The organism is Microcoleus sp. AT8-A3 (genome assembly GCF_036705675.1).
GTDB lineage: Bacteria > Cyanobacteriota > Cyanobacteriia > Cyanobacteriales > Microcoleaceae > Microcoleus.
The window spans coordinates 112,637-125,564 of record NZ_JAUBVD010000009.1 but is presented as its reverse complement, the minus strand read 5'-3'; the positions used below and the strand labels follow the sequence as shown (position 1 = coordinate 125,564).

The 12,928-nt window shown below is 45.5% G+C and carries 12 protein-coding genes; 10 read left to right on the top strand and 2 right to left on the bottom strand.

What is annotated here, in order from left to right; genetic code table 11:
- The first annotated feature begins 154 nt into the window (after nucleotides 1-154).
- The 7 genes from minC (at nucleotide 155) to QUB51_RS07830 (ending at nucleotide 5,332) form a co-directional block, all read left to right on the top strand.
- Nucleotides 155-955 carry a septum site-determining protein MinC gene (minC, locus tag QUB51_RS07860; protein ID WP_333056111.1) on the top strand — a complete coding sequence of 267 codons (801 nt, stop codon included), beginning with the start codon at nucleotides 155-157 and terminating at the stop codon, nucleotides 953-955.
- A 325-nt stretch (nucleotides 956-1,280) separates the two neighbouring features.
- Nucleotides 1,281-2,087 carry a septum site-determining protein MinD gene (gene minD / locus QUB51_RS07855; RefSeq protein ID WP_333056075.1) on the top strand — a complete coding sequence of 269 codons (807 nt, stop codon included), beginning with the start codon at nucleotides 1,281-1,283 and terminating at the stop codon, nucleotides 2,085-2,087.
- 206 nt (nucleotides 2,088-2,293) lie between these two features.
- Nucleotides 2,294-2,665, top strand: a complete 372-nt coding sequence (gene minE, locus QUB51_RS07850; RefSeq protein ID WP_333056077.1) for a cell division topological specificity factor MinE — start codon at nucleotides 2,294-2,296, stop codon at nucleotides 2,663-2,665.
- A 117-nt stretch (nucleotides 2,666-2,782) separates the two neighbouring features.
- Entirely contained in the window at nucleotides 2,783-2,992 is a 210-nt protein-coding gene (locus tag QUB51_RS07845; protein WP_333232076.1) for a hypothetical protein, read from the top strand.
- A gap of 287 nt (nucleotides 2,993-3,279) precedes the next feature.
- Nucleotides 3,280-3,855: a TerD family protein gene (locus QUB51_RS07840; RefSeq protein ID WP_333232078.1), complete on the top strand. Its 576-nt coding sequence runs from the start codon at nucleotides 3,280-3,282 to the stop codon at nucleotides 3,853-3,855.
- Between the two features lie 12 nt (nucleotides 3,856-3,867).
- Nucleotides 3,868-4,470 (top strand): TerD family protein, encoded by a 603-nt coding sequence (locus QUB51_RS07835; RefSeq protein ID WP_333056081.1) that lies wholly within the window; start codon nucleotides 3,868-3,870, stop codon nucleotides 4,468-4,470.
- 160 nt (nucleotides 4,471-4,630) lie between these two features.
- Nucleotides 4,631-5,332, top strand: coding sequence for a zinc-dependent metalloprotease family protein (locus QUB51_RS07830; protein WP_333209491.1), 702 nt, complete (start codon nucleotides 4,631-4,633; stop codon nucleotides 5,330-5,332).
- A 27-nt stretch (nucleotides 5,333-5,359) separates the two neighbouring features.
- Here the strand turns inward: QUB51_RS07830 and QUB51_RS07825 are convergent, their stop codons facing one another.
- Both QUB51_RS07825 and QUB51_RS07820 read right to left on the bottom strand, forming a co-directional pair.
- A complete protein-coding gene (locus tag QUB51_RS07825) occupies nucleotides 5,360-5,815 on the bottom strand; it encodes a TerB family tellurite resistance protein (RefSeq protein ID WP_333260517.1) in 456 nt (151 codons plus the stop codon).
- Between the two features lie 218 nt (nucleotides 5,816-6,033).
- Nucleotides 6,034-7,203, bottom strand: coding sequence for a DUF58 domain-containing protein (locus tag QUB51_RS07820; protein ID WP_333056084.1), 1,170 nt, complete (start codon nucleotides 7,201-7,203; stop codon nucleotides 6,034-6,036).
- A gap of 282 nt (nucleotides 7,204-7,485) precedes the next feature.
- Between QUB51_RS07820 and QUB51_RS07815 the strand changes: the two genes are divergently transcribed.
- The 3 genes from QUB51_RS07815 (at nucleotide 7,486) to QUB51_RS07805 (ending at nucleotide 12,747) form a co-directional block, all read left to right on the top strand.
- Complete coding sequence (locus tag QUB51_RS07815) at nucleotides 7,486-8,766, top strand: PilT/PilU family type 4a pilus ATPase (RefSeq protein ID WP_333056086.1); 1,281 nt, start codon at nucleotides 7,486-7,488, stop codon at nucleotides 8,764-8,766.
- A 570-nt stretch (nucleotides 8,767-9,336) separates the two neighbouring features.
- On the top strand, nucleotides 9,337-10,968 hold the full coding sequence (locus QUB51_RS07810; RefSeq protein WP_333260514.1) for a polysaccharide biosynthesis protein: 1,632 nt from the start codon (nucleotides 9,337-9,339) through the stop codon (nucleotides 10,966-10,968).
- Nucleotides 10,969-11,559: 591 nt separating this feature from the next.
- Nucleotides 11,560-12,747, top strand: a complete 1,188-nt coding sequence (locus QUB51_RS07805; RefSeq protein WP_333056088.1) for a glycosyltransferase family 2 protein — start codon at nucleotides 11,560-11,562, stop codon at nucleotides 12,745-12,747.
- Nucleotides 12,748-12,928: the final 181 nt, after the last annotated feature.

The window sequence follows — 12,928 nt, the reverse complement described above, 5'->3', positions numbered from 1 at the left end:
TATTTCTCTCTTCTCCTCTCTATTCTCTTTCTCTGTGTCCTCTGCGCCCTCTGCGGTTAATAAAAAAAATCTTGTTCACAAACGAAGCTGAGCCAAAAGACCGATCGAGCTAATATTGATGTTAACCTGTCCCTACCTGAACTCAGACCTGTCCATGACACCCGATGCCACCGCCGGAGCCGCTGCCGCCCCTCAATCAACACCCGAAGTCAGCTTGGAGCTGCAAGTCAGACTCAAAACCGAAGATGGACAGCTACTGTTGCTACTCCCCCCAGAAACCAATAGCGAACCCGCAACAGCCTCCGCCTCGACTTGGACTGAACTTTGGCAGCAGCTAAAAGTCAGACTGAACGCAGGAGAACGCTTTTGGCAGCCAAACGCAGAAGTACAATTGATGGGGAACGATCGACTTTTAGATATCCGCCAACTGCAAGAAATCGCCGATGCCCTCTCCGAAGTGGAACTGCAACTCAAACGAGTCCACACCAGTCGCCGCCAAACCGCCGTTGCCGCAGCTACAGCAGGCTATTGTGTAGAACAGCAGCCTCCGGTTTCTTCCCTGAATAAAGCCGCCGCTGAAAAACCGCAATCGCTGGCGGAACCTTTATATTTGCAGATGACAGTGCGATCGGGCGTAGAAATTCGCCATCCGGGCACCGTCGTACTTTTGGGAGACGTAAATCCCGGCGGCTCAGTCATCGCCGGAGGCGATATCCTAGTTTGGGGCCGTTTGCGGGGAGTCGTGCACGCCGGTGCCGGTGGCAACACCAAAAGCGTGATTATGACCTTGCAGATGGAACCGATGGTGATTAGGATTGCTAAGTATGTTGCCAGAGGCCCAGAAACCTCACCCGCTCAGTTTTTCCCGGAAGTCGCCTATGTGACGCCCCAAGGGATTCGGATCGGTAGAGCCTCTGATTTTGACAAATCGCAGTTAGTCGGGGGTAATGAGTAATCGGTAATTGGTAATTGGGAATTGGTAATGGGTAATTTGTAATACTATTTCTTTTTAAGCCTGCACTTGATAATTTTTCCCTTGGCTAAATCAGCCACTAAAGGACGATTTTAAAATTAAGTGCAGTTTCATATAGAATTAGTATTACAAGGACAGTTTTGAGTGTTAAGTTAATTCACTGAATAACAAATTACTGCCAACTTCCCAAATAATAATTGCTAATTATCAACCAATAATAAAATCAATTACCAATTCCCAATTACCAATTCCCAATTACCAGTTACTAATTCCCAATCATCAATTCCCAATAAATCTAAAATCGCTTATGGCTCGCATTATTGTTGTTACATCAGGGAAAGGCGGGGTAGGAAAAACCACCTCCACAGCCAATCTCGGCATGGCTTTAGCTAAGCGGGGGCGCAACGTTGCTGTAATTGATGCCGATTTCGGTCTCAGAAATTTAGACTTGCTGCTAGGCTTAGAAAATCGGATTGTTTACACGGCATTAGAAGTTCTCGCTGGAGAGTGCCGATTAGAGCAAGCTTTGGTGAAAGATAAGCGGCAGCCGCGCTTGGTGCTGTTGCCGGCTGCCCAAACTCGGATGAAAGATGCCATCAGCGCCCAGCAAATGAAGCAGCTTGTGGGGATGTTGGGAGCAAAATACGACTATATTTTGATCGACTCTCCTGCTGGCATTGAACAAGGTTTTCAAAATGCGATCGCGCCGGCTCAAGAAGGGATAATTGTCACCACTCCCGAAATCGCTGCTGTCCGCGATGCCGATCGAGTCATCGGCCTGCTGGAAGCCAACAACGTCAAGAAAATCAACCTGATCGTCAACCGGATCAGACCCGCAATGGTGCTGGCAAATGATATGATGTCGGTGCAAGACGTGCGGGAAATCCTCGCCATTCCGCTGTTAGGCGTGGTTCCCGACGACGAGCGCGTCATCGTTTCCACCAACCGAGGCGAACCATTAGTATTGTCGGAAACGGCCTCTTTAGCTGGAACTGCCTTCGACAATATTGCCCGCCGCTTAGAAGGCGAAAAAGTTGATTTTCTAGATCTCAATCCCCATCGAGAAAACTTCTTTACTCGCCTCCGCAAGTTCTTAAATACTAAAATTATGTGATGTGCTGCAATATGGGCGATCGATCTTTAACAGCAGCGACTTCATCAAAAAAACTAGCCCAAATTTTCCCCCAGTGACACCAGTTCCCAAAAAGAATGAAACTGTAGGTCAACTTTAAACCATTAGGGAATGAGTGATTCCCCAATCGAAAATCGAAAATCGTATAACGTTTTCTATGCCTAACCCTTGACAAATCAGCCTGACCCATGATACACACACTTCTCGAACGACTTTTCCCGCGCACCCCTGACAACAGCCGCGACGAGGTAAAACGGCGCCTCAAACTGGTTCTAGCCCACGATCGCTCAGAACTCAGCCCAGAAATGGTTGAGTCGATGCGCCGAGAAATTCTAGAGGTGGTGTCTCGCTACGTGGAAATCGATACCACTGGGTCTGAGTTCTCGCTGGAGAGCGACCAGCGGGCCACAGCACTAATTGCAAATCTTCCGATCCGGCGAGTCAGGATCGAGCATCCACCGGAGAATTTGCCCAAGAATTTGCCCCCGAATCGGCCCGAAAATCGACCCGAATATGTACCGGAGTATGTAGTCGAAATTCTCCCCGACACTACGGAGTGATAGGGATTGAGATTTTATTGTCAGGCAAAGAGTTCGATTCGAGCCGATCGGCATTTAAATTAAACTATAGCAACCGCTTTCGTCGGTTAGAAAATAGACTACAATTAGTGGCCAGTTTTGCAGAGCGATCGCGCCGACTTTTGGGCCCAAACTGTACATTTATACATCCTTCATCAGGTCATCCGAGCGATCGAGTTAAATGGCATGAAAAAAATCGAAGTTGCTCAAGAGTTGGGCCTCCGTCGCAACACCATCGACGCCACAAGTCGATGGTATTGCATCACAGGAGACTTCCAAGCGGAGGGCCTTGTGGAAACGGCCTGGTAATGGTCACTTGCATCACAAAACAGAGTCAAGTTCCGAGAGTTCAAAATACACAAGCACAATAACCCAAGTTGAGAATACACAACTGTGGGAGGCAGGGCATGATTACTTTGTACTCAGACCCAAAAAATAATTAAGAGTTGTCATCCCTATTGACATCTGCACAGTTAGCTAATATTCTTATTATTTAAGATTAAAAATTCTACAACTATTTCCAGCAAAAACTTAAAAAAGTTTTCAAGTCCGCGCCTCCCTCCATAACCACTTCTAATAAAGAGGAAGATTGAATCATGGCAGTATCTCTGAGCAAAGGACAACGGATATCGCTTGAGAAAATTTCACCCGGTCTCTCAGAAGTATTCATAGGACTGGGATGGGACGTTAAAGCTACAGACACGGGCTCTGACTTTGACCTAGACTCATCATTGTTCCTCTTAGGTGCTAACGAAAAATTAATTTCTGACAACCACTTCATTTTTTACAACAATCTCACAAGTCCAGATGCCGACAAATCAGTGCAGCACCTGGGAGATAATCTCACGGGGGCCGGCGAGGGGGATGATGAAGTTATCAAAATCAACCTCAAAAAAGTGCCTAATGATGTCCAAAAAATTCTTGTAACTGTAACCATCCATGAAGCACAGCAACGCCGTCAAAATTTTGGTCAGGTGCAAAATGCCTTCGTGCGGCTCGTTAATGCCCAAACACAACAGGAAGCTGTTCGCTATGACCTGGTAGAAGATTATTCCATAGAGACAGCACTGATCATGGCTGAACTCTACCGGAAAGACGGCGAGTGGCGTCTCAATGCAGTGGGCTCAGGTTATCAAGGTGGTTTACAAGCATTACTCGATCGCTATAGCTAAAAGGTAAAACACATGGGAATTAACCTACAAAAAGGACAGCGCATCTCGCTTTCCAAAGAAGCACCCGGGCTAACAAAACTGATGTGCGGATTAGGGTGGGATGTGGCGAAACGCTCCGGTGGAGGTTTGTTTGGGGCTTTTAGCAGTGCTCCCGATTATGACCTGGATGCCTCAGTGATTTGTTTAGATGGAAATGACAAAGTGAATGATATGACCAATATCGTTTATTTTGGCAATCTCTCCCACCGTTCAGGAGCTATTACGCATCTAGGTGATAATTTGACTGGAGCGGGAGAGGGAGATGACGAGCAAATTCTCGTCGATTTATCTCGAATTCCCTCGCAAATTGTCAAACTGGTTTTTACAGTTAACATTTACGATTGCATTGCACGCAAGCAAGACTTCGGACAAGTTCAAAATGCGTTTGTGCGTTTGGTTAATACGTCTAATAATCAAGAACTTGCAAAATACAACCTCTCAGGTTCTGAATACAAAGGCATGACGGGGATGCTGATGGCAGAAATCTACAAGCATAATAATGAGTGGAAAATGGCAGCCATCGGTAACGGTGTTAAGGTTAATGGGTTACAGGAACTTGTGAAAACCTATGCTTAACAACTCCTTCGGTACATAGATGCTCCTTACTTGCTGGAATCAGAAGTGGACAACAACGATGAATACCCTTTGTTTTGTTGAAATACCTGAAGTAATCAGCGTAATTTACATGAGATGAAAAATACGTTATGTTACGAGAAAAAATTCTTACACTCAGTCAATGTCGCTGTACGATCGCCTAGACTTAACCAAACACAATCGCAAGCTAAAACTCCCCCTCTCTCAACGGCTAAACCTGACTAGAACCCCCAAACTCCGCTGTCACGGCTGTCGTTCCCGTATCCACCCTCAGTGGGAGTTTTGCCCTTCCTGTGGAAGAGTTCTAATTGATAATGATAGCGATTTTCGCCGTTGTATTTGGGTAGATGTATCAGGAATGGATGTCGCACCCGAAAATAAAGAAGCGATCTTTTCCCTACTGATGGACGCTTTCTCCAAACTCTACGGCGCATTTAGAAGCATCAAGGTATTTTTGACCTCCGATCCCCCCGATCGCAAAGAGTGGGGGGAAGATTTTACCCATGTTTATATATTCGTGGATAGCCAGCCGGTTGACTATCTCGGCGTGGCTAGCTTCAAATCGGGAATGGTTACAGATCGGGCGATTATTCGGATCGATCAAGTATTCTATGCTTCTTACAATGCCAGCCTTAGTCTCAATCAACTATCTAACTTAATTGCAAATACCATTGCCCATGAAATAGGACATACACTAGGACTCGATCATTCTGCACTTCCGACCGATGTCATGCACAATGGACTCCTTCATACTGTTCATAGTTTAATGCCTCCCTCATTTCATTCAGAGCAAATAAACTCAATGAACAATGCTATTCGCAGATATAAAGCCTTGAATAATTGATTGGCTAGAACCATAAAATAGCTGAATTTAGAGATCGAATTCCCCTGGATTAATGCCTACAGCATGGCAAGCTTCTTTGACAACCTTCTTTTCATCTTTGTCAAAATTACCATCCGCACCACCGATAATAATGCCAATTTGGATGACTGCACGACCTTGGTCTAGTTTTTTATTAAGTTTCCCTATGGCTTGGATAGCCTCAATTTTACCAAAATCGAAGTCCTGTGAGAGCTTCTCACAATAAAAATCAAATTTTTGCTTCAACTCCGACGCCGGAAAAATTTGGAGTGTTTCATTGGAAATTATTAGAGCCGCCGTTTTTTGTCTTTCCTCGGTATTGATAGTGCCATCAGCAGCAGCAATCAATGCACATATTGCCATTGAGGCATCAGCAAAATCATTATTTTTAAACTTGGAAATATTGGTTTGCAGAGAAACATTGATTTGTGATACGTTCTGCTTTAATTTCTCCCAGAAAGTCATTTTTTCTCCTATTTGGTGAATGAGATATGATGTTTGCGACCGGAGTCACAGTAATCTAAGCTGCTCTTAACTTGCCAAGCAATTGCCAGACCCTGTAAGATCCTTAAGTTGATGAATTACACTCCTGTAGTGTATCATGGTTCTTGAGGTTTTAGATTGATCAAGTCAATCTTCATAACTAATCGCTCTTTCATAGGTTTTTTCGTGGTCTATCTTACTTAATAACTAATCGCTCTTTCGAGAGGATCTTGTAACTGAAGTTCTAAGGGTCGGTCAGAGCGAATTTCTAAACCAGGTAAGTCATGTTTGACTAACATTTTTTCGCCTGTTTCAGCAGTTGCCGACGGCCATAGTACCCAGCGACTGCCAGGGGAAAGAGTGCTTAAAGTTGCAGAGTTTTGAGTCAGCCAAATTATCGGCAGTTTCGACCGATTATCGATCGCATCTTCCCCAGCATTAACCGCCGCTAAAGTTTCCAAAACTACCCGGTTCCCCGAAACAAGTCCAGTCCCGGCAGTCCAAAGTTTGACGTTTAACAGGCGCTTGCTAGCATAGAAGTAAAGAGACGCAGCTACTGTCACGGCTCGTTCAAATTCTTCTGGCTGCCACGCCGCAGCGCTGTCGAGAGCAATAATAATTTCTTGACCGCCGGCTGCAACTTCTAACTCTCTCACCCGCAGTTCTCCGTAGCGGGCGCTGGTGCGCCAGTGAATCAGGCGGGTGGGGTCTCCGTGGCGGTAAGGTCTCAGGTTGCGGGTGAGACCTTCGGTAGCAGTTTGCGATCGACTGCGATTGTAAAATTGCGGGCTGTCTTCTTGACCGATGCGATCGATCAAAGGACAAGTGCTCAACGGCAAAACCTTTGGATACACAACCGCCACCGCTTTGACTGCGCGACTGCGTCTGCACCAAAACAACCCTAAAGGTGCCGCCGTCCTCAAGTTTACCTCTTGCCAACGATAGACGCCGCGCTGCCGGACTTCCAGATAGTATGTATCCCTGTATATACTGTTCGGCTCTATGACTTCGATCGGGCGGACAACCGGTTCTCCCAATACAAACGGCAAGATGTCTATCACTTGCAACAAAGTCTTAGGTTGGCGGGCGCGATTTTCGATTTCTAGTTCGACGGTGATTCGATCGCCCGCACTCACCGGTTCGATCGGGCGGCGACGGACTTCCAAGGCACGGAGCGATTTTCCCGGCAAAACCGCCGCTACTGCCAACAGCGCCAAACCCCCACCGCTGAGCACGTACAGCCACCCAGACATTGTATTAGTCGCCGACCCAAAAAAGAAAACCGTCATCCCCGACAGCAGCCAACCGGCGTAGGCAGGGGTAACAGCACGATTTTCGAGCCAGTCGGCAATTTTGTGACCGATGTTCATAGGAGTTAAAATTGTTAATTACTCGATCGCCCAATCAAGCCTAATTGTAAAATATTCTCAGCATTTAACACCGAATTAGCTGCGAGGGATTAGATTATAAATCGGGCATTTTTTCGCAATAAATCTACATTGACCCGCCCAAAAACGGATACCCTGCCACGTACACTCAGTCAGGGTCGATGCCCAAATTTTAGACTCTAGTTCCTGCTCCCAGATTAATCTGTGGAGTAAATCTAAAATCTAAAATCTAAAATCTAAAATCGATTGACTGGAGACCAAAAAATGAACCCATTAAACAATCCTACACCCGTTCAACCAGAGGCTCAAGGCCGCCGACGAACACCGCCACCGCCCCCGCCCTTGGCTGCAACTCCCGCACCGCCTCCAGCGCCGAGTGTGCCCCCCGCAGCCCAGCAGCAGCGGCCTGTTGAGACACCCGTCAGTACGATCGAACAAATGGTCAGAGATGCCCATGCAGCGAGCGCTTCCGACATTCACATTCGAGTCGGCCAACTACCTCGGTTTCGGATTCGGGGCGTGATGCAAGTAGCAACTAACCACCCCAAAGTAACCCCAGAAATTTTTGAAAATTACCTAGCCGAAATTCTCACCCCCGAACAGAGAAAACAGTTTGCAACTACCAAGGAATTAGACTCAGCAATTTTTTACCCTGGCTTCGTGCGGTGTCGGCTAAACTGTTTTGATTCCCTCAGCGGCGGTGCCATAGTATTGCGGTTGATTAGTTTGGAAATACCTACTATCGATTCCTTGAGGTTGCCAGAAGTTCTCAAAAATATCATTTTGCGATCGCAGGGATTAATATTGGTTACAGGGCCTACCGGTTCGGGGAAATCCACAACCGTAGCTGCGATGATCGACCACCTCAATCAGATGGAGCAAAAGCACGTAGTTACAATTGAAGACCCGATCGAATTCATTCATCCTTCTAAAAAATGCTTGGTCAGCCAGCGGGAAGTCGGCTTGCATACCCACGAGTTTCAGCAGGCTTTGCGCGCAGTTTTGCGGGAAGATCCCGATGTAATTCTGATCGGGGAAATGCGCGACAGAGTTACCATCAATACAGCTTTGCAAGCAGCTCAAACTGGTCACTTAGTATTGGGAACTCTCCACACTCGCAGCGCCATTAACGCTATTAATCGGTTGTTGAACCTCTACCCACCTGAAGAACAACAGGCGATGCGGCTTCAAATTTGCGATTCTTTAGTAGCGGTAATTGCCCAACTTTTGCTGCCAACAGTTGACAACCGTCGGGTAGCAGTTCACGATATTTTGGTGAATACACCTGCTATGCACGATTACTTGATGAAAGGTGCTGATGATGAAGCTTTCCGGTTGATGGAACATGATACTTACGAAGGAATGCAGATTATCAACCAAGGTCTTTACAAACTGGTGCTAGAAGGCAGAGTGACGATCGAAGAAGCAGCAAAAACTTCTCCTGAAGCCAGCGATTTAGACCGCCGCTTGCGGACAGGAGGCTACGATGTTGCCGACGCTCGCGGCTTTGAAGGCAGCAAAAAAGAACGCACCGTTCGCGCCTAGTAGCAGCACACATACAGGGGTAGGCACTGCAGGACTACCCCACCCCTCAAGTAACAAGATTTTGAGCAGACGGAAATATTTGATTAAGATTTTTGTGCGTATTTTTACTTAAGCTTCACTTTCATTTAGTAACAAAAAATACATTTTAATTAAATAGTAAAGTGCTAGAATCAATGTCTAGTGTATTGTTAAGTTTTTTAAATGTAGACCCTACTTTACATAAACTTTAAAATTACGTGAAAACTCACAGGTTATTGCAAAGAAATAGTAAAGATATGTTCAGAGTATTGGCAGCAATCAGCAATTTAAGTATATAGTTGTAGTGACAAATTTTCGACAGAAAACATTCCGACTTAGCCGATATTTGCAGCTCGCAGAAGTAAGCAGGTTACAAAAGGGCTTAATAAAACTACAAGCCGAGCCGATCGCGTGTCTTTCCCATTAACTAGCTTTTCGTCGTCGAAAAAATCCTAAAACCCACCAGAATTTTAAAGATTCTGTTCCTCGAAAATTTGTTTAACAACGCGCTTATCAGCAAGGGTATTTCTAGAATTTAAAGGAGAAAAAAAAGTGAAGAGTGCATTTAACCAAAGAGAAGTGTTTGAAGGTGCCAGCAAAGCGGAAATAATCGATCGCATCCAGCAGCTAGTTCGCCCCGGTTCCCCGGAACCCCAAGATCCTGAAATCCTCGCGGCCTTACAAACTCTCACCGCACAGCTAATCTCCGCCTATCAAGCAGACGGACAATTAGAAAGCGAACCTTTTAGCGACGTGCGCGATCGCACTATTCACCTATACGCATCCGCCTGCAGCAGCCAAATCAAAGGAAAAACCATCCTCATCACCGGTGGAGAAGGATGTGTCGGTCGTTTCTTAATCGCAAAACTCCTCGAATTAGGCGCAACTAAAATCATTTCCGCAGACAACGCCCGATGTCACAACCCCGAAGAAAATCTCCCGCTTTTTACCAGAGAAGGTGCTGTAACTTTCTATGCCGCCGACATTCGCAACCTCGACGCGCTCAAACACATATTTGAGGTAGAAAAACCAGCAATTGTTTTTCACCTAGCAGCCCAACGCCAACCCGGACTAGCTGAAATCAAAATCCGAGAAACAGTTACAACCAGCCTGTTAGGATGTAAACACATCATCCAACTCTGCGAAGAATACGGCGTAGAACATTGCATCTTCTCTTCTACAGGCAAAACATCTCGATATTTTACAACCGAAGTTTACGCCGCCTCGAAAAAGTTTGCCGAATGGCAATTTGCTAAAGCAGCTCAAGAAGGAGATGTCACTTACGGGATGGTTCGCTTTACCCATATGTTGGAAAATAGCTTGTTCTGCGAGCAAATGTCCAAAAAAGTAGAGCAAGGTAAAACTGTCAACGTTCACGCTCCCCACCGTTACGTAACTGCTCAAAATCTGGTCGAAGCCGTACATTTATTGCTGAATTCTTTGGTTGTGTCCGTTCCCGGCAAACTGAAGTTTGTCGCAGTAAGTAATCTCGGTTGGCCGACAGAAACCTTGGAAGTAGCTCTTTATAAAATTCTTGAATCAGGCAAAAATCTGCCGATTTATTTTCAAGGACTTTTGCCGGGATATGAAGAACCGTTTTTCCTAGGACAGTTTGACTGGAAAAAGCCTACAGACATTCACCTCCTAATTAATGTCTTGGAAGATCCTTTTAGAAGTGTTAACGATGCTGGCGACATGGTGAGTGTAGAATTAGCTCCTTTTTCTTTGCCCGTATTAGATAAACAAGTTTCAAAGCTGGAAAGCTTAATCATCGATCCAGATTTCCCCGAAGTGCAAATCAAGCACGCTCTTGTCGCAGCGGAAAAAGAAGTCATTGCTTCCTCTTTTGCGTGGAGTGCGCCTGAAGACTTGTTGAAGATTTTGCAGTGGGGAATCAATCCCAAGAAATTGCAAGGTTACGGAACAGAAATCGCTGACTATAGCGAGATTATCGAACTCCTCCTGCAAGGAATCTGCGGGCGACTTAACCAAGAAGTCTTGCACAATGCTGGAGTTACGGCAGATGAGTTTGATGACTTAGTTGAGAGTCTTTCTACCCTGGATTCGATTCAAGCAGAAGTGGGATATTTGCGATCGATATCGAGATATCTAAGAGAATTTGCACCCCCCGCACAGTTCACCACCAAAAAATCTGAACCTGTTGCTATCCGCGATGCAGCGTAGCTTGAACATAGTTTTGAGTTGGGAGATTACTTCCTGAGTTCCCACCCACAGGGGATGAGTTATATCAATTCCGGTTGCACGAGCGAAATGATTGTTGACTGTTGACTGTTGACTGTTGAAGGATGGGTCTAAAAACTGAATGGTTAAGTGTTAACTCTTGACTCGATTTTATTATTCCCCTGCAACCGGATTTGATGTTAAACATCGACTAAGTGTTTAGTGGATTAAAAATAGAACACGTAGAAACCTGGTTTCTTTTTGAAACCGGGTTTCTCCAGTCTGGGCTTGTTTGATGTTTAATTAAATTGAGTGACTTAACATTGTCAGAATTGACATGATATGATCTTACTGGAAACCGCACAACCGCAATCAAATTAATTTTTAGTGAGGAGGCTAGTCCTAATATTTTTAGGAGGACTTAAGTTCTCACAACAAATGTGAGAAGGGTGATTGTTGGCGGGCATGATATAATCATACTTTAGATAGCGTGGCGCAGTGAGTTAACAAAGATGCAATAAGATTAAATACACTCAATGAACGCAAAAAATAAAATTAAATTAAGGTACTAGAATTGTGGAAATTAATCAGCTAATGTTCCTATTGATTGATGTTGTGCTATTGGCGATCGCCCTGATCCTTCTAATTCCCGTTGCAGTTCTATTTCTAGAATGCAGTGCAGCTTTCTTGTCCGGCGAGGGCGAGACAGCGGAAACTAAAGCGCCCCGCCCCAAAGTAGCAGTTTTAATTCCCGCTTACAACGAAGCAGCAGGAATTGCCGCCACCATCTCCACCATATTGCCACAGCTAACACCTCAAGACCGCCTCTTAGTGATTGCGGACAACTGTACGGACGCCACGGCAGAAATCGCCCGTAACTGCGGTGCAAGTGCGATCGAGCGCCAAGACACACAACGCAAGGGCAAAGGATACGCACTGGATTTTGGCTTGCAGTCGATCGAATCCGACCCCCCAGAAGTAGTCATCATGGTTGACGCCGACTGCATCTGTGGGCCAGACTCTATAGAAAAATTAGCCAGGGTTGCAGTTGCTCAACAAAGACCAGTGCAAGCAACTTATCTCATGGAACAGCCACCAAATCCTACTCCCAAAGATTCCATTTCTGCTTTAGCATTTCTTGTGAAAAACTTAGTCCGTCCCAGCGGATTAAAACAGTTAGGATTCCCATCATTACTAACAGGTACTGGCATGGCTTTTCCCTGGTCGATAATTCGATCGGTGTCCCTAGCAAGCAGTAATATTGTTGAAGATATGCAGATGAGTTTGGATTTGGCGATCGCCGGACACCCAACAGTATTCTGCCCCGAAGCCAACGTCACCGGCTGTTTGCCACAGCAGCAGCAAGCAGCTAAAAGTCAAAGAACCAGGTGGGAACACGGTCACATACAGACATTGTTAACTCAAACTCCCCGGCTGACAGCAGCTTCAGTCGAACAAAAACGTTTTGACTTATTGGCGATCGCCCTCGACTTATCCGTCCCTCCCCTATCGCTTTTAGTCGCGATCTGGCTAGCTGCTTTTGCCACCTCTTTACTAGCAGCAATTTTGGGAACATCCTCAATTCCCGCCGTCTTGTTAGCAGTACAAGGATTGCTGATTTTAGTTTCAATTGTCGGCGCTTGGGCAAAATTCGGGCGTGCCGATATTTCTGGCTCAACTCTCTTATCTGTACCTTTTTACATCCTTTGGAAAATCCCTTTGTATCTAGGTTTTCTCCTGAAGCGGCAAACTAAATGGGTGCGGACAGAACGCGATGTTTAATATTGAAATTGAGAATTTTTAACCCCAGATATCAGCAGATAAACACAGATGAACGCAGATATAATTGTATCTGCGTTCATCGGCGTTTATCGGCGGTTAAAAAAACATATATAAAAACTTAGGGATGAGAATTAAATAAAATCCACTTTTCATGACTGTTGTGGGATGGGCCTAAGAGCCC